The 17,287-nt window shown below is 68.0% G+C and carries 16 protein-coding genes; 8 read left to right on the top strand and 8 right to left on the bottom strand.

Annotated features, from left to right (window positions below; genetic code table 11):
• Window positions 1-651 (top strand): aminotransferase class I/II-fold pyridoxal phosphate-dependent enzyme (locus FBZ87_RS26260; RefSeq protein WP_145613531.1); only part of this gene is annotated, 651 nt, incomplete at its 5' end.
• 256 nt (window positions 652-907) lie between these two features.
• Entirely contained in the window at window positions 908-1,828 is a 921-nt protein-coding gene (locus FBZ87_RS26255; RefSeq protein WP_145613530.1) for an NADP-dependent oxidoreductase, read from the top strand.
• Window positions 1,829-1,859: 31 nt separating this feature from the next.
• On the opposite strand, the gene FBZ87_RS26250 is transcribed toward FBZ87_RS26255, so the two are convergent.
• Entirely contained in the window at window positions 1,860-2,855 is a 996-nt protein-coding gene (locus tag FBZ87_RS26250; protein WP_145613529.1) for an SDR family oxidoreductase, read from the bottom strand.
• Between the two features lie 126 nt (window positions 2,856-2,981).
• On the opposite strand from FBZ87_RS26250, the gene FBZ87_RS26245 reads away from it, so the two are divergent.
• The 4 genes from FBZ87_RS26245 to FBZ87_RS26230 all read left to right on the top strand — a co-directional run bounded on the left by FBZ87_RS26245 (window position 2,982) and on the right by FBZ87_RS26230 (window position 7,830).
• Window positions 2,982-3,575, top strand: coding sequence for an NADH dehydrogenase ubiquinone Fe-S protein 4 (locus FBZ87_RS26245; protein WP_145613528.1), 594 nt, complete (start codon window positions 2,982-2,984; stop codon window positions 3,573-3,575).
• Window positions 3,576-3,686: 111 nt separating this feature from the next.
• Window positions 3,687-4,106 carry a c-type cytochrome gene (locus tag FBZ87_RS26240; RefSeq protein ID WP_145613527.1) on the top strand — a complete coding sequence of 140 codons (420 nt, stop codon included), beginning with the start codon at window positions 3,687-3,689 and terminating at the stop codon, window positions 4,104-4,106.
• Entirely contained in the window at window positions 4,103-5,326 is a 1,224-nt protein-coding gene (locus FBZ87_RS26235; RefSeq protein WP_211107212.1) for a DmsE family decaheme c-type cytochrome, read from the top strand. The genes FBZ87_RS26240 and FBZ87_RS26235 overlap by 4 nt, the downstream gene beginning before the upstream one ends.
• Window positions 5,323-7,830 carry an MtrB/PioB family outer membrane beta-barrel protein gene (locus FBZ87_RS26230; protein ID WP_145613526.1) on the top strand — a complete coding sequence of 836 codons (2,508 nt, stop codon included), beginning with the start codon at window positions 5,323-5,325 and terminating at the stop codon, window positions 7,828-7,830. The genes FBZ87_RS26235 and FBZ87_RS26230 overlap by 4 nt, the downstream gene beginning before the upstream one ends.
• Window position 7,831: 1 nt before the next feature.
• On the opposite strand, the gene FBZ87_RS26225 is transcribed toward FBZ87_RS26230, so the two are convergent.
• The gene (locus FBZ87_RS26225) at window positions 7,832-8,494 is read right to left on the bottom strand and encodes a class I SAM-dependent methyltransferase (RefSeq protein ID WP_145613525.1); all 663 of its coding nucleotides are present in this window, start codon (window positions 8,492-8,494) and stop codon (window positions 7,832-7,834) included.
• An 80-nt stretch (window positions 8,495-8,574) separates the two neighbouring features.
• On the opposite strand from FBZ87_RS26225, the gene FBZ87_RS26220 reads away from it, so the two are divergent.
• Together FBZ87_RS26220 and FBZ87_RS26215 are read left to right on the top strand one after the other, a co-directional pair.
• Window positions 8,575-9,360, top strand: coding sequence for a YdcF family protein (locus FBZ87_RS26220; RefSeq protein ID WP_145613524.1), 786 nt, complete (start codon window positions 8,575-8,577; stop codon window positions 9,358-9,360).
• Entirely contained in the window at window positions 9,360-10,403 is a 1,044-nt protein-coding gene (locus FBZ87_RS26215; protein ID WP_145613523.1) for an amidohydrolase family protein, read from the top strand. Before FBZ87_RS26220 ends, FBZ87_RS26215 begins: the two co-directional genes overlap by 1 nt.
• Here the strand turns inward: FBZ87_RS26215 and FBZ87_RS26210 are convergent.
• From FBZ87_RS26210 to FBZ87_RS26185, 6 genes are read right to left on the bottom strand one after another with little or no spacing between them, the layout of a single operon-like run.
• Window positions 10,352-11,092 (bottom strand): methyltransferase, encoded by a 741-nt coding sequence (locus FBZ87_RS26210; RefSeq protein ID WP_186454996.1) that lies wholly within the window; start codon window positions 11,090-11,092, stop codon window positions 10,352-10,354. The two genes, FBZ87_RS26215 and FBZ87_RS26210, sit on opposite strands and share 52 nt — an antisense overlap.
• Window positions 11,093-11,100: 8 nt before the next feature.
• Window positions 11,101-12,111: a radical SAM/SPASM domain-containing protein gene (locus FBZ87_RS26205; RefSeq protein WP_145613521.1), complete on the bottom strand. Its 1,011-nt coding sequence runs from the start codon at window positions 12,109-12,111 to the stop codon at window positions 11,101-11,103.
• A gap of 1 nt (window position 12,112) precedes the next feature.
• Window positions 12,113-13,585 (bottom strand): B12-binding domain-containing radical SAM protein, encoded by a 1,473-nt coding sequence (locus tag FBZ87_RS26200; protein ID WP_145613520.1) that lies wholly within the window; start codon window positions 13,583-13,585, stop codon window positions 12,113-12,115.
• Between the two features lie 15 nt (window positions 13,586-13,600).
• Complete coding sequence (locus FBZ87_RS26195) at window positions 13,601-14,392, bottom strand: SAM-dependent methyltransferase (protein ID WP_186454995.1); 792 nt, start codon at window positions 14,390-14,392, stop codon at window positions 13,601-13,603.
• Window positions 14,385-15,785, bottom strand: coding sequence for a B12-binding domain-containing radical SAM protein (locus tag FBZ87_RS26190; protein ID WP_186454994.1), 1,401 nt, complete (start codon window positions 15,783-15,785; stop codon window positions 14,385-14,387). The genes FBZ87_RS26195 and FBZ87_RS26190 overlap by 8 nt, the downstream gene beginning before the upstream one ends.
• The gene (locus FBZ87_RS26185; RefSeq protein ID WP_145613518.1) at window positions 15,782-17,287 is read right to left on the bottom strand and encodes a B12-binding domain-containing radical SAM protein; all 1,506 of its coding nucleotides are present in this window, start codon (window positions 17,285-17,287) and stop codon (window positions 15,782-15,784) included. Before FBZ87_RS26185 ends, FBZ87_RS26190 begins: the two co-directional genes overlap by 4 nt.

The raw sequence follows: 17,287 nt of genomic DNA, 5'->3' as shown, positions 1-17,287 counted from the left end.
CTGGGCGGCATCGGCGGCTTCTGCGTCAGCGACATGGACGGCTTCGACATCCTGCGTGTCGCCAGCCGGCCTTACATGTTCACCGCCTCCCTACCCCCGGCCGTGGTGGCGGCGGTGACGGAGGCGCTGAACCAGCTGCGCCACCGCCCGGCCTTGCGCCAGCAGCTGATGGACAACGCCCGCCGCTTCCATGCCGGCCTCGGCGACCTGGGCTTCCATGTCGGGCCCGAGGCCAGCCCCGTCGTCTCCGCCATCATGCCGGATCCCAAGACGGCCTTCGCCTTCTGGACACGCCTGCTGGAGGCCGGCCTTTACACCAACGTCAGCCTGCCCCCCGCCACACCCAAGGGCCTTGCCCTGCTCCGCTCCAGCGTCAGCGCCGCTCACAGCCGCAGCCAGATCGACCACGCCCTCTCCCTGTTCGCCACCACGGGACGCGAACTGGGCCTCATCCCGGCAGAGCCGGCGATTCCCGCCTGGGTCAAACATCCCACGGCGAACCTCGCCCACGAGCCGCAGGACGCCCTGGCCATCGGTTTCCGTAACCAACTGCTGGCGCGGCTGGCCGCCCCCAGCAAGGTGATGGCAAAGTACTATTCCGCCTTCCGCCGCCAGTCCCCCCGCCACGCCCGCATCGTGGGCGACAAATAGGGTGCGCCTGAAATTGTGGCGGGCCGGACCTATCCCGGCCTTATCCCTCGAGCACGGCGGTTAAACGCCGTCCGAGGCTCGGTTCACATCTGGCTCTCGTCACCGGTGCTTCCCGCGGGATCGGGGCGCCCAGGTACTGGTGCACTATGGCAGCGCCGTGGATGGGGCGACCTGGTTCCCACCGGCGACGCGGAACCATGACGGCGCTGGCGGGTTTGCTGCCCCATCGTCCCCACGTGAGAGAGAGGAGGCTCCGATGCAGGCGGTGCGTATCCACAGCTTTGGCGGGACCGAGGTTCTGACGCTGGAAGATGTGCCCAAACCCGAGCCCGGTGATTATGAGGTGCTGGTACGGGTCCAGGCGGCCAGCGTGAACCCCGTCGACTACAAGATCCGCAGTGGCAAGTACCTCCCGGCCGACCAGCTGCCGCTGACCCTGGGCCGCGACATGTGCGGCACGATTGAGAAATGCGGCCGCGCCGTCACCGGCTATACGGAAGGGGACGCGGTCTTCGCCATGCTGCCCACCGACCGGGGCGGCCATGCCGAGTACGTGGTGGCCAACGTTGCCCATTGCGCGCCCAAGCCGGAGAGGCTGGATCCCATCCACGCCGCCGCGGTGCCGTTGGCGGCCCTGACGGCCTGGCAGGGCCTGTTCGACCATGGCCGCCTGAAGGGCGGGCAGCGGGTGCTGGTTCACGGTGCCGCCGGTGGCGTGGGCCACTTCGCCGTGCAGTTCGCCAAGGCCTACGGCGCCACCGTCTACGCCACCTGTTCCGAAGGGGACCTGGAGTGGGTGCGGTCCCTGGGCGTGGACAAGGCCATCGACTACAAGAACCAGCGCTTCGAGGATGAGGTGCCGGAGGTTGACCTGGTCTACGACCTGGTGGCGGGGGAAACCCAGGACCGGTCATGGTCAGTCCTGAAACAGGGTGGCGTCCTGGTCTCCACCCTAACCGAGCCGTCGGCCGACAAGGCCAGGGAGCATGACGCCGAGGGCACGCGCTATACCGCCCACCCCGACGGCCGCCAGCTGGTGGAGATCGGGCGCCTCATCGACGCCGGCCGTGTGCGGGTGCAGGTCGACAAGGTCTTCGCCCTGGAAGAGGCGGCGGAGGCGGAGCACGTGCTGGAGGACGAGCATGTGCGGGGTAAAGTGGTGCTCAAGGTCGCTTGAGCTCCCCCCGGGGGCGGCGGGGCGGCGGGCCTCACGGCCCGCCGTGACCGCCCGTGGCGCCGAAGACCTGGCCGGTGGAGAAGGTGTCCTCGTTGCTGGCCAGCAGCACGTAGAGCGCCGCCAGCTCCGCCGGCTGCCCCGGCCGGCCCAGAGGTGTATCCGATCCGAAGGTCACCAGCTTTTCCGGCGGCTGGCCGCCGCTGGGCTGCAAGGGCGTCCACACTGGACCCGGCGCCACGGCATTCACGCGTATGCCCTTCTTGGCCAACTGCTTGGCCAGGCCCTTGGTAAAAATCATGATGGCGCCCTTGGTCGCCGAATAATCCAGGATATTGGGTGAGGGGTCGTAGGCGTTGACCGAGGCAGTGTTGATGATGGCCGCCCCTTTGCCCAGGTGCGCCATGGCCGCCTTGGTGATCCAGAACATGGCATAGACGTTGGTCTTGAAGGTGTCGTCGAACTGCTCGCTGCTGATGTCGGTGAGGCTGTCCACCGAATGCTGCCGGGCGGCATTGTTGACCAGGATGTCCAGCCCCCCCAGTTCGCGCGCCGCGTCGGCCACCAGCTTTTGGCAGAAGGCCTCGTTGCGGATGTCACCCGGCAGGGGCACGGCCTTGCGGCCCGCATCCTGGATCAGCGTCACCACCTCCTTCGCATCCGGCTCCTCCACCGGCAGGTAGCCGAACGCCACGTCCGCCCCCTCGCGGGCGAAGGCGATGGCGGCGGCGCGGCCGATGCCGCTGTCGCCCCCCGTGATCAGGGCCTTCCGCCCCGCCAGGCGGCCGGACCCTTTGTAGCTTTCCTCGCCATGGTCCGGCCGGGGGTTCATACGGCTGGCCAGACCCGGCGGCTCTTGCTGTTCCTGCTTGGGAAAGGGCGGGCTGGGATATTCAGGCGTCGCGCGCCTGCCTCCGGCGGTCGCGGGCGCCGCCTGGGCGGGAACCGCCGTGAAACCCGCCATCGCCGTGCCCGCCGCCAAGCCGCCGATGACCGTGCGGCGTGAGGTGCCGTTGCCTGCTTCGCTCATGATCCTATCTCCGCAAGGGGGTATGCGGCGTCAACAGATGCAAGGGCGGCCGGTTCCGTTTCGGGGAGGCGGGGAACGAAGCCGGGCAATGACGCTTGAAGCGGTGTTTCCTTCTGGAGGTGACACATGACCAAGCCGCTTCGATCCCCGGGCGATCCTCTGGGCATCCCCGTCCCGCTCCGCGCCTATATTCGCCGGCCCGCGCCGGCGACGATGCAGAACGCGCCGGGCCGCAAAATGTCCTGGATCTTGACGTATGAGGCCAAGCCCACCCATGAAACCGATCCGCTGATGGGCTGGAAGGGCGGCGGCGATCCGCAAATGGATGTCTTCCTCGCCTTCGACAAGCTGCAGGAGGCGGTGGACTATGCGGAGCGCCACAACCTGCCCTATGAGATCAGCGATCCGGAGGAGCGGCCGCGCCCCCTGCCCCGGCCGCAGACCCACCAGATGCGGCAGGTGTTGAGCGGCCCCACCATGGCGCCGGCCCGTATGGAGGATCCGAGCATCCGGGGCCATCAGACCGTGGTCACGACGCCGGGCCCCGTGGTGCCGCAGGCCATGGCCGAGGGCCAGAGGGCGTTGATCGACAAGGCCAACGCCCCACCGCCCTATATGCCCGATCGCGACGCGGTGGAGGACGCCAGCGAGGACTCCTTCCCCGCCAGCGACCCGCCATCCTGGACACCGGTGACGGGGGAGGCCAAGAAGACGGTCTGACGCCCAGCCACTAGTCCAATACTTTATTCAAAACTCACTTTTTCGAGGCGGCAGGGGAATATCCCGCCGGTCCCACCCGTCTGAGGGGACAGGGACTGAGGGAGCCGCTGTATGACGCCGAAGCAAAACCTGTTTTCCGCCGCGCTGGTGGTGGCCTTGGCCGTGGGGTGTGCCGGCACGGCCCGCGCTGCGGGCGATGCCGCCAACGGCGCCACCGTCTTCAAGAAATGCGCCGCCTGCCATTCGGCGGAGCAGGGCGTGAACAAGGTGGGTCCCAGCCTGTTCGGCGTGGTCGGTCGCCCGGCCGGCAGCATCGACGGCTACAGCTATTCCCCCGCCGTACAGCAAGCGGCGGCCAAGGGCCTGGTGTGGAGCGAGGACAATATCGTCGCCTACCTGGCCAACCCGCACAAATACCTGGGCGATTTCGTCGGCGACCCATCCGTCTCGAACAAGATGCCCTTCAGTCTGGCGGATGAGCAACAGCGCCGGGACGTGGTCGCCTACCTCAAATCCCTGGCGCCGCAATGAGGCGCGGCGTCGTTCTGGCCCTGCTGCTGGCCTGCGGCTTGGCGGGCCTGGCCCGCGCGGAAACGCCTGTGCTGCCGCCTGACCAGGCGGCCCTGCGGGATGAAATGGCGCGCATCCATGCGGGCCATGTCGACGCCGACGCCCTGCACCGTATCGACAGCGACATCGCCGCCATGCCCGCAGGCCCGGCGCACATGGGTATGGCGACGGGCGGCATGGCAACGGGCGGCATGGCGGCGCAAGCCCCCTACCCCAGCCTGAAAGCCGCCCAGTTCACCCCGGCGCCGGCCCCGCAGCCGGCGGCGTCAAAATGGACGCGCCTTGCCAGCTATGCCCCCGAGCCACCCAAAAGCGAGACGCCAAAGGCGGAGGCCAAGCCGCAGCGCACCTATGTCGGCCGTGAGACGTGCGAGAGTTGCCACCAGCAGGAGGCGACCAACTGGGCCCACACCATCCATGCCAAGGTGTTCCAGCAGAACCCGCGCACGGAGTTGCAGGCGCAGAATTGCGAGGCCTGCCACGGGCCCGGCTCCGCCCATGTCGAGGATCCGTCTGATCTCACCACCATCATCAGCTTTTCCAAGAAAAGCAAAACGCCGGTGGCGGAGCAGAACGGCCAGTGCCTGACCTGCCATGCCGGCGGCCAGCGCATCTTCTGGCATGACAGCATTCATGACAGCAACCAGCTGGGCTGCGCTGACTGCCACAATCCCATGACCACCTTCGGCGCACGCGGCCTGACCGCCCGGGAAAGCATCAACGAGACCTGCTTCCAGTGTCACAAGGCCCAGCACGCGGAATTCGCCCGCCGGTCGCACATGCCCCTGCTGGAGGGCAAGCTCAGCTGTACCGACTGCCACAACCCGCACGGCTCGACCACGGCGCCCCTGCTGAAGGCCGACAGCGTGAACGAGGTCTGCTTCACCTGCCATGCCGACAAGCGCGGGCCCTTCCTGTTCGAGCATGCGCCGGTGCGGGAAAGCTGCCTGAACTGCCATTCGCCGCACGGGTCCAACTTCGAGAACCTGCTGAACGCGCCGCGCCCGGTGCTGTGCCAGCAGTGCCACTCGCAAGACGGCCACCCCGGAAGCCTGCTGACGGCCGGCAATATGGCGCGCGGGCCCATGCCCGACCCGCGCCTGATCGCCACCAGCTGCCAGACCTGCCACGTGAACATCCACGGATCCAACAGTCCCTCCGGCGCACGGTTCGAACGATGAGACCTCGTCTGAAAACCCACACCCGCTGGCTGCTGGCGGCCACCGCCCCCTTGGCCGTGACGGCGGCCCAGGCCGACAGCGGCACCACCGGCTATGGCGGGCCGGGCAACGTCCTGAACCCCACAGCCCAGGTGATGAACCGGGCACGGGACAGCGACGGCCTGTCCATCATCGACGACGTGACGCGCACGCCCACAGGCCTGATGTATCCCGTGCCCTTCCGCACGCCGGACATGACGCAGAGCAAGAGCGCCCCCGACTGGTGGACCCAGGGCTGGTTCGAGGCCGGCATCATGGGCACCTTCGGCCAGGACAGCCGTTCGGCCGCGCTGAACGAATACGGCGACTGGAAGAACGGCTTCACCGTCACCGGCCTGGGCTTCTCGGCAGAGAACCGGAAGACCGCCCTGCACGCCTCCGCCTACGGCCAGAACCTGGGCCGCACCGACCAGTATTACCAGGTGGACGTCGGCCGCTATGGCGTGTTCGACCTGCAGGCCTATTTCGACAGCATCCCGCACACCTTCTCCACCACCGCCAAGTCGCTGTGGGACGGGGTGGGCACCGGCAACCTCACCCTGCGCGGCGGCCTGACGCCCGGCGCCTCCACCTCGGCGCAGGTCAACGCCGTGGCGGCGGCGGTGGGGCCCAGCACCCTGCGCATCCTGCGGGAAAAGGCCGGCAGCTCCCTGACCTACACGGCGGATGAGCATACCGAGCTGTTCCTGAAGATTTCCGATGAGCAGCGCAACGGCACCCAGCCCATCAGCGCCACCTTCGGCTATCCATTCCAGAACGGCGCCACCCAGCTGATCCAGCCCATCCACTACCAGACCGTCGATGTCACCGGCAGCGTGCGCTACAAGGAACAGAACTTCCAGGCCAACTTGGCCTATGCCGGGTCCTTTTTCCGCAACGACATCCTGGATCTCACCTGGCAAAACCCGGGCCTGACCTCCAACACCACCGCTGGCGCCTATATCCCGCAGACCGGCCGGCTGAGCCTGGCGCCCAACAACGACTATCACACGGTGAAGGGTGATCTGGCGGTGCAGCTGTCGCCAGCCTCGCGCTTCACCGCCAGCCTGTCCTACAGCCTGATGCGCCAGGATGATGAGTTGCAGGCGCCCAGCACGGGCGGCGGCCTGATCACCAGCGGCGGCAACACCATCAACCTCGGCCAATGGAACAGCGCCTCGGCGCTGAGCCAGCCCACCGCCAACGCCGCCATCAACATCCTGAACGCGGTGGCGCAGTACCATTACACCGTCAGTCCCGACCTGGGCCTGACGGTGGAAGTGCGCGACCGGGATGAGGCCAACCGCACCAACTACGTCGCCTACAATCCGCAAACCGGGCAGTACGGCTACATCGCCATCGACGGCGGGCTGGCGCCCTTCATCCCGTCCTTGAGCGGCATCTACCGGGCCAACACGCCGGGCAGCTTGGTCCAGATCCGCAACATGCCCTTCGCGAACAATGCGTTGCAGGCGACGGTCAAGGCGGCCTACCGCCTGGACACGCATTGGAAGCTGGACCTCAGTTACGAGAACGACACCATCGACCACACGGTACGGGAGATCGCGGACGCCCACGACAACATCGCCCGGCTGCAGGTCAGCACCGCGGGGTATGAGTGGGGCACCGCCCGCCTGTCCTATGAGTTCGCGCGGCGCATCGGCAGCGACTACCAGTCCAACCCCTATACGCCCTACTATTCCTCGGCCCTGCCCGGCTATATCCCCGCGACGCCGGCGGGCGATCCGGCCTTCGCCCTGGCCGACCTGCGCAAGTTTGACGTCGCCAACCGCAGTGAGCATGTGCTGCGTGGCCAGGCCAACTACATCCTGTCCCCGCGCAGCGACCTGCAGCTGACCGGCAGCTTGAAGGTGGACGAGTACGACGCCGCCTACGGCCTGCAGGCCACCCACGCCTATGATATCACCGCCGCCTACACCTACCAGATGTCGGCGGCGACCACGCTGACGGGCTATGTCACCTATCAGAACCAGGACCGGGGTGTCGCCAACATCAACGCCACCGGCAGCGGCACCAGCGGCAGTGCCGGCAGCCCAGGCTATCCCCTGGCCAACGGCTGGACGGAAACGGTGGGGTCGGACAACTATACCCTGGGGCTGAACGCCCATCACAGCTGGGGCGTCATCTCGCTGAACGCGGACTACACCTTCACCCGCGCCAGAACGGCAATCGACTACGCCTTCGCCAGCACCGGCGCCTTCTTCAACAGCCTGACGCCGGCGCAGGCCGGCAACAGCTTCCCGGAGATCACCTACGACAGCCACGCCCTGCAAACCGATGTGCGCTGGCAAATGTCGGAAGAGCTGTCCTACCGCCTGTATTATCGCTTCAATTATGAGCGGGTGGTGGATTTCCATTACACCGGCCTGACGGCAGGCGTGATCAACAACAACACCTACCTGGGCGTCATTCCCGAGAACTACACGGTCCAGACCATCGGCCTGCTGGTCCAGTATGTCTTCTAGCTCAACGCTTGACGAAGACGACGTCGGTGTAGCGTTCACCCGGCATCAGGCGGTTGTCCGGTCCGAATATGACATCGGGCGCCAACTGGTCGGGGGAGATGGTCAGGGCCACGTCGAAACCGGCGGCCACGTCGGTATCGCGAAAGCGGAAGTTGGTGGTGACCAGGCACAGCAGGCCACCCGGCTTCAGGCAGCGGGCGAAGTCCGTGACCATGGCCTGGAAGGTCGCGAAGTGCAGCACGGGATCGCAACGCTGCGCGCCGCTGGTGGTCAAGGTACCATTGCACAGTACCGCCAGGCAGAAGATGGCATCAAAGCTGCCGCCCACCTCCCCCGCCGTGCTGTCGCCCACGGCGAACTCCACGCCCGTCAGCCTCAGGGCGCGGGCGTCGGCGATGTTGCGCGGGTCAATGTCGATGCCCTTCAGCCGAGCCTCTGGGAAAAGGCGGCGCAGGCTGGTCACCTCCTGCCCCACCGAACAGCCGAAGGACAGCAGGCGGCGGTCCGGCCCATCACCCAGCCGCTCGCGCACGAAGGTGAACAGCCAGGGGTATCGGTCCGGCTTGGTGTAGCTGAAGGGCTGGAAGCGCCGGGGCGAGCGGCGCCACGGCCCCAGGCCGCGCAGCAGGCGCATCGGCGTCCTCATCACATCCGTCATCGTCATGGCCGGCACCCCTTCGACATGAGGCGGAAGCGTAGGACTATACGGTGTAAATTCAAACACTTGATGGGCGGTGCGCCAGGATGACGCCGCTGGAATTCTTCATTGTCTCCAAGATCGGCTGGTACCTGGTGGCGCCCAGCCACGTGCTGGTATGGAGCGCCCTCGCCGCCGCCGTGCTGGCGGCCCGGCGCCATCCGGCGGCCGTGGTGCCGGCAACGGCCTGCGCCTTGACACTGCTGGTCCTGCTGACCCTGCCCGTGGGCAATTGGGCCCTGCGGCCCATCGAAGGGCTCCATCCACGGCCGATGGAGCCCCCAACCATCGACGGCATCCTGGTGCTGGGCGAAGGCCTGAATGGCGAGGTGCTGCGCGACCGGGGGGTCCCGGGCGTGGGCCCGGACGGCGGCACCCTGCTGGCCGCCGCCGCGCTGGCCCGCCGTCATCCAGAGGCGCGCGTGATCTTCAGCGGCGGATCGGGTGAGCTGGGCACGGCCGGCATGCCGGAGGCCGAGGTGGCACGCCACGTGCTGGCTGACCTGGGCCTGGACGACACGCGGGTGAGCTATGAGGCACGGTCGCGCACAACCCTGGAAAATCTGGTGCTGGCCAAGCGGATGGCGCAGCCGGCGCCGGGGCAGACCTGGTTGCTGGTCGCCTCCGCCTACCACATGCCGCGCGCCATGCTCTCGGCCTCGCGCGTGGGCTGGAAGGTTATCCCCTGGCCATCGGACTATCTGACCACGGCCCGGGGACCGGAAACCCATCTGTCCCTGGCCGCCAACCTGGCGCACCTGGATTTGGCGGCGCATGAGGCGCTGGGCCTGCTGGCCTATCGCCTGTCCCATGCCGGGCCGGAGACACCGTGATGCCGCCGCACTGGATGGGCCCCACCGCGCCCCCGGGCAGCCTGGCGGATCTGGTGGGGACCTACGGCCGGCGGCTGGACGACTGCATCGCCTTTCCAGGACTGATCAATTCCCACGACCACCTGGCCTTCAACTGCTATCCGCCCACCGGTTCCCCGCCCTACGACGACTTCCTGGGCTGGAGCCACGACGTGCAGGCGAACCGCGCGCTGGTCACCCGTATCGAAGCCATCCCCGCCCGCCTGCGCATCCAGATCGGCCTGCTGAAGAACCTACTGTGGGGCGTGACGGCGGTGGCCGACCATGGCGGCGCGCCGGTCGAGGGCCCCATCCGCGTGCTGGCACCCTTTCAGGACCTGCATTCGCCGGAACTGGCCAGCCCCTGGCGCTGGATGGCCGGGCTGGGACCGGCGGTGACGCATCTGGCGGAGGGGGTGACCGCCGACAGCCGCCGCCGCGCCCTGGCCTTCCTGAAGGAAAACCTGTTCCGCCGTGCCGTCGCCGGCGTGCACGGCGTGAGCCTGGAGGGTGAGGATTTCCGACGCCTGGCCGCCCTGGTGTGGTGCCCCGCCAGCAACCTGTTCCTGTTCGGCCGCACGGCGGACGCGGCTGCCGCCCTGCGCCACACCCAATTGCTGTTCGGTACCGACGCCACCATCTCCGCCCCCGGCACCCTGTGGGATCATCTGCGCCAGGCCCGTGGCCGCGTGGCGGACGCGGAGCTGTTTGCCAGCCTGACCTTCCGCGCCGCGCGCTTCTGGCGGCACACCATGGCCGACGACCTGGTCATCGCCCGGCGCACCGCCGACGACCCGTGGGACGCCTTCTTCGCCCTGACGCCCGCCGACATCCTCCTGGTGGTCCGCGCCGGGCAGCCGGTGCTGGTGGACGACAGCCTGAGCGCCCCGCCGGGCTTCGGCCGCCTGACGGTAGGCGGCGAGGCCAAGTACGTGCGCATGAGCGTGGCGGAAATGCTGGCGGCGCTTAGGCCTCAGTTGGATACGGCGGCGCTGCTGTCGCGGTTTGGCGTCGTCGCGGAATAGATCGCCAGCGTTTCCACCCCGAAGTGCTGCCACAGCACCCGCTCGACCACCAGGCCGGCTTGGGCCAGGCCGTTCAGCATGCCGGCGCAGTCACCGTGGCTGGTCAGCACGAAATAGGCCCGGCCGCCGGGGTTCAGCATGGCGGGCAGTTCGGCGGCCAGGCGGTCGATGACGTCAGGGCTACGCCAGGATTGCTCGAAAGTGGTGGTGGGCGTGCCCCGGAACTTCGGCAGGGAGAACAATACGACGTCGAAGGTGCGGCCGGCCACGGGGGCGAACAGGTCGCCCTGGTGCAGTTCCACCGCCACCCGGTTCAGGATGGCGTTGGCCCGGGCACAGGACACCGCCTCGGGCACCACGTCGACCGCCGCCACCTGGTATCCCCGCAAGGCCGCGAAGATGCCCAGCACGCCGCAGCCGGTGCCCATGTCCAGCGCAGTCGCCCCCTCCGCCGGTTCCAGCAGCGGGCTGGTGGCGATGAATTCCGCCAGGAAGCGGCCGGTACGGAAGACCACAGGGTTGAACACCCCCGGCCAGACGACGAAGGAGCGGCTCCGGATCTTCTCGAACACCGCCCGGCCCAGGCGGCGGCGCAGCACCGCCCGCTTGGCCGCCGTCCAGGGCGTCCACAACAGGCGGGTGGCGGTGGAAACGGGCGGGGGCGGCGGGGCCGGCTGGGGAGTGGCCATGGCGGTACTCATAGCTTGAGGCTGCAGACACAGCGCCGACAGACGGGATCGCTGTCCACGTCCAACGCGGCGCGGAAGGAGCGGGCCACCGGACCATTCAGGATTTCCGGCAGGGTGCCGTCGCGCAGGCTGCCGATGGGTTCGTGGAAGAAGCAGGGCCGCACCGTGCCGTCGGCTTCCACCACCGTGGAGACCCAGGGCGCGTTGCAGCGCACGGGCGGAGGCAGCGCCATGCCATGGGCCGCGCGGTACCGAGCGCTGATGCGGCGCAGGCGAGCCGGGCTTTCCTGGATGTAACGACCGGCGAAGTCGCCGCCATGGCTGGCCGCCAACTGATCAATGGCGGCATCCAGGGCGTCGCATTCGGCCGGTGCCAGGCCCACCTCCTCCACCCGGCCCTCCGCCCAGGCCTGCGGCCGGTTGAAGGCGGTGGAGGTGAGGTCGGCGCCCAGGAAGGAAATGCTGTCCAGGCCGATGGCTTTGGCGGCATCGACGATGGCAGGCAGCTCATGGAAATTACCGCGCTGGATGACGCAGCGCGCCGCCACCGGGTAGCCTGACCGCTGGCGCCGCAGCGCGTCCACGCCGGCGGCCAGGGAGGCGTAGGCGTCCTTGATGCCGCGGATGCGGTTGTGCGTAGCCTCGGGCCCGTCCAAGGAAACGATGACCTCGTCACACCAGTCCACGATGTCGGCGGCGTGCCGTTCCAGCAGCAGGCCGCTGCTGAGCAGGGTGATCTTCAGCGGCAGGGCCTTCAGCACCGCGCACAGACCCCACAGGTTGGGGTGCATCAGCGCCTCCCCACCCGAGAGCACCACCCAGCGCACGCCTAGGGTGCGGAAGTCGTCCACCAGCCGGTCCACCGCCGCCTGTTCCAGGCTGGTGCCGTTGCGGTTGGCCTTCCAGATGTCGCACATGACGCAGCGGCAGTTGCAGCGGCTGTGCGGCATCAGGGTGACCACCGGCACCCCGGCCAGGCGCCGGCCCCGCCAGACGCGCGCTAGGGGAAAGGCGCCCATCCTAGAACCCTTGGATTTCGGGGCGCTGGTAAGGGAACACCTTGTCCAGCAGCCGCAGTTCGATGGGGAAGTCGTAGAACTGCGTCTTGTACCGCCAGGCGGCCATAGTGCGCAGGGCGAAGCGGCCGGTACGGGTCAGGCGGGTGTCGGTCATGGTGGGGTAGCGGGCGTGCAGCACCCGCTGGAAATTGCCGATCTTGCGCCGAATGTCGTCGTTCATCCACGGCAGGTTGGACGACAGGTGCTGGGCGAACTTCTCCCACTTCGCCTCGGTCCAGGTCGCCACGTCCTTCGGGTATTCGAATCCCGCCGCCTGCGCCTCCTGCAGCATGGCGCCCTCCACCGGCACGGGGCTGTAGATGTAGAACACGATCTCCGTTGCTGGATTAACTTTCTTCAGCATCCGTATGAACTGGATGGTGTTCTCGGCATCCTTCGCCGGGTCCGGCGGGTTGCCGATGATGAAGGACATCTCCGGCACCACGTCATGGCGACGCATCTTTTCCGCCACCGCCAGGATGGCGTTGCCGTCCTGCTTGCCGCCCTTGTTCATGCGCTTCAGGGTTTCCAGGTCGCCGGATTCCGCCCCCATGAACACCATCTTCAGGCCGCTCTTGCGCATCTTGGCCCAGGTCCCGTCGCTGAACTTCAGCATGGTGTCGGCGCGGCCGAATCCCCACCAGCCGATGTCCAGGTGAGTGATGCGCTCCGCGAACTCGGCGCAGCGGGCCTCATGGACGAAGAAGTTGCTGTCGTAGAACTCCACCGCCGTGGCGCCGTGCTCGCGCACCAGCTTTTCCACCACGGCGGCCGTCCGCTCCGCCGTCTGGGCGGAATAGCGGCCGTTCACCTTGTGCACCACCGCGCAGAAATTGCACTGGAAGGGGCAGCCGTAGCTGGCGTGGTGGGCGATGGTGCGCGACCCCAGGAAGGAGGAGCGGACGTAGGCGTCCATGTCCACCCGATGGTAGGGAAAGTCCGGCAACGCGTTGATGTCGGGCACCGGCGGCTTCTGGTTCAGGTGCACCTTGCCCTCGGCATCGCGCCAGCCCAGGCCCGGCAGGCCGGTCACATCCTCCCCCGCCCGCACCTTGGCGACGAACTCGCCGAAGGCCAGCTCGCAATGGCCGCGGAAGACATAATCGACGTAAGCTTCCTGCATCACGATCTGGCCATGCAGGGTGGGGAAATAGCCGCCCCAGAGGATGGTGACGTGAGGAAACTCCGCCTTCAGCGCCCGGCAGATGGGGGAGGCGTTGGACAGCTGCGGCCCCGGCATCACCGTCACGCACAGGATGTCGGCCTTGGTCTCGACCAGCGCCTGGCGCAGCGCCGTCAACCCGTCCGGCACCAGGTTGCCGTCGATGATGCGATACTCCTCCCCCCCTTCCAGCATGGCGCCGATGGCCAGCAACGACATGGGCAGGACCGGCTTCTTGGAGGCGGAGCTGACGGGGTTGTAGAACAGGATCATGGCGCGGTCGCTTCCTTAAACATGCCGCAGCAAGGTCAGATGATGGTCGGCCAGCCGGGCCAGCCAAGGATGGCCGGCCACCCGGGTCTCCCAGCGCATCAGGCGGGTCAGGTGGCGGGGATGGCGCTCCAGCCCGGCGAACAGGTCGGATGGTGGCAGGAACACCCCCACCGGATGGACGGAGACCGGCTGGAACGCCGGCGCCAAGGCACGAACGATGTCGCCTGGGGTCCAATAGCGGATGGGGATGGCGGCGCCGCCAATGTCGGCGGTGGAACGGCCGGACCAGCGGCGCACGGCGGTACGGCGCAAGCGCGCCCCATACCACAGGGTTTCCCAGGCGCAAAAGCGCCCCATGACCACCAGGGCCACCATCCCGCCCGGTGCCACCGCCCGGCGGAGGGCGGCGGCCAAGGGTGCCAGATCCATGGCGCAGTTCAAGGCGCCGAAGTTGGACAGCACCATGTCATAGGGACCGCCCAGATCATCAATGGCATTGAGGTCGATCAGGCGCGTGACAACCCTGTCGGCCATGCCCAGGCGCGCCGCCTTGTCGGCCGTCACCCGCAGCATGGCGGGGGAGCCGTCGGCCGCCGTCACCTGGGCGCCGGCATGGGCCAGCCACAGCGCGTCCTCCCCCGTGCCGCAGCCCAGGTCCAAGGCGCGCATGCCCGGCCAGAGATGGGCGCCCACCTGCCGCCACACGGCGTGGCGCAGCCAGCGGCCGGGGATGCTGTGGGCGAAGCCGGCGTCGTAATCATCGGCGAAGCGGTCGAAGGCCGCCGGCTGCAACAGGGCCTCAGCCATGTTCCACCTCATGACGGGTGGCGTACATGGCAAGGCGGCTGAGCGCCGAGGAGGCGCGCGCCTTGGCATGCCGCAGCAGGTCGCGCCGAGGAGCGGCCTCCAGGCGCCCCAACCGGCTTTCCGCCGCCAGCCAATGCTGGGCATGGCGGTAGAAACGGCGTGACTTGCGCCCCACCACGGTCAGGGCGCGGTCGCTGCTCTCCTGCCAGGCGCCGCCGCCGGCGATGCGGTCCGCCACCTTGTCGTAATAAGGCGTCCCCTTGATGGGATAACTGATGGTGGTCAGGACATCGTCGGGTGCCGACAGGCGCAGGTGGCGCGCCGTCTCGTCAATGTCCTCCCAGGTCTCGCCGTCATAGCCCAGCATGATGAAGGTGCCGGCGCGGATGCCCCGATCCTGCACCAGGGCGATCATCTCGCGCATGCGCACCGCGTTGGTCCGCCGCTGCATGGCGTCCAGGATGCGCTGTGACCCGCTTTCGGCGCCGATCCAGATGCGATAGCAGCCCAGTTCCGCCAGCAGGTCGGCCACCCGCTCGTTCAGCCTGTCCTCGCGTGTGATGGTCTCAAACGGGTAGCGCAGGCCCCGGCGCTTCATTTCGGCCGCGAACTGTTCCAGCCATTTCTGGTTGATGGTGAAGACGTCGTCGGCGAACCACAGCTGGTCCGGGGCGTAGGTGTCGCGGATGAACTCGATCTCATCCGCCACGTTCTGGGCGGACCGGCGGCGGTGGCTGTGGCCGAAGACGGAATGGCTGCACCAGTTGCAGGTGTAGGGGCAGCCCCGCGCCACGATGAGAGAGACGGAGCGCACGCCGTGGTGCGTCTTCCAGGTCTGCAGATAACGCTCCAGATCGATGGCGCCCCGGTCGGGGAAGGGTTGGGCGTCCAGGTCGGCGATCTGCTTGCGCGCCGGGGTACGGCGCACGCCGCCGTCCTCGCCGCGATAAGCGATGCCGTGAACCTGATCCAGTTCGGTCAGCCCATGCCGGGCCAGATGGGGGATCAACTCCGCCAGGGTCAGCTCCCCCTCCCCCGACACGACGATATCGCCACCCCGGCCGAGGTATTCCTCGGCGTAGTTCGCCGGCTCCGGCCCGCCGAAAATGACGGTGGCGCCCGCCGCCTTGGCCGCCGCCGCCAGGCGCAAGGCGTTGCCTCGGGTCATGAGGTTGACGTAGATGCCCACCACCGGCGGCCGCTTCGCCGCCAAGGTGGCCTGGGCGGCAGCCATGTCCATGAAGGTGGTGTCCATCACCTCCACCCCGAAGCCCTGGGCCTTGAGGTGGGAGGAGATGTAGAGCAGCCCCAGCGGCGGATAGGGCTTCATCACCGCCCGCTCCGCCGGATCCGCCATCAGGAAATAGCCGTGGGTCAGCAGGATGTCGATCACGGCGCCGCCCTGCCTGCGGTCATCACCCGGGGGGCCGCCGGATGGGGCATCAGGCGCAGCAGCTGCAGCCGCGCCCAGGACAGCGGGATGGCTACGCCGCAATAGGCGACGAAGGCCAGGGCCCGCAGATGATCGCCGCCCCCAGCCCGGCCCCTCACGGCGTCCCGCAACTGCGCCACCGCTCGGCGCACACGGAAGTCGCGATGCACGTAAGTGTGCAGGTGGCGGTAAAAGGCGGTGGTGTAGGGGCCCCGGTACAGCATGGCCATGTCGGACGACACGTCCCAGTGCCGCTTGTCCCGCAGCTGGTTTTGCACCCGCTCGTAAAACACCGTCCCCGGCAGGGGATAGGAGACGGAAATGCCCATCTCATCCGGCCGGGTGGCGCGCAGCATGGCCAGGGTCTGGCCGATCTCTGCCATGCCCTCACCGGGATAGCCGAATTGCAGGAAGTGGCCGACGCGGATGCCTGCCGCCTTCAGCTTCGCCGTGGCCTCCGCTATCTCCCCGGTCGAGAGGTCCTTGTCCATGGCGTCCAGGATCTTCTGGCTGCCGGACTCCGCCCCCAGCCAGACGATGTCGCAGCCGGCGCGCTTCAGGTCGTCAACCGCGCCCTCGCGCAGCACCAGGTCGGCGCGGCTGAGGCATTTGAACGGTACCTTGACGCCCAATTCATCGATGGCGGCGGCGAACTCCCCCCACCAGCGGGGCTTCAGCCCCATGATGTCGTCCATGAACCAGATGTAGTCAGGCGCCGCCAGGCAGACCAGGCGCGCCAGCTCCTCCGCCACCGCCCGAGCACCACGCACGGCGTAGCCTTGGCCCCAGATGGGTTTCGCGCACCAATTGCAGGAATAGGGACAGCCGCGCGAGGTGACGAGGTTGAGGGCGAAGAAGCCGTGGTGCCGGCGCCAGACCTGGCGGTAGGCGTCCATGTCCACCAGTTCCCAGGCCGGCGGCGGCAGGGCGTCCAGGTCGCGCAGTACCTCACGCTTGAGGTTGCGCACGGTCTCAGCACCCTTGCGCCAGGCCAGGCCCTTGATGGCGGACAGGTCATCGGCACCATCGCGCCAGGCGGCCGTCAGCTCCGCCAGGGTCAATTCGCCCTCACCGACGATGACGGCACCGGCACCGGCGTCAAGGTAGAGGTCGGGATGGTCGGCGGCGTCAGCACTGCAGATGGCGACCTTGGCCCCCGCGGCCGTGGCGGCGGCGATCATCTCCAGCGCCGCCAGCCGCATGGCCGACAGGCACATCTTGGACAGGTAGTTGAAATTGTCGTCATAGAGGACGGCGACGTCCGGCCGCACTTCCGCCACCCGCGCCGACCAATCGGCCACGGCCTGGGCGATCATGGCGTCGAAGAAATGCACCTCATGCCCAGACGCCTGCAGCGTGCCGGCGGCATAGAGGGTGCCCAGCGGCGGGAACGGCTGATGCTCCGCCCACCGCGCCGGGTCCAGGCGCAGGAAATAGACACTGCCGACTAGTATGCGAGGCAT

It is taken from the genome of Nitrospirillum amazonense, from assembly GCF_007828035.1.
Taxonomy (GTDB): Bacteria; Pseudomonadota; Alphaproteobacteria; order Azospirillales; family Azospirillaceae; genus Nitrospirillum; species Nitrospirillum amazonense.
Note: the sequence above shows the minus strand (reverse complement) of the source record. Positions and strands in the feature narration are given on the sequence as shown.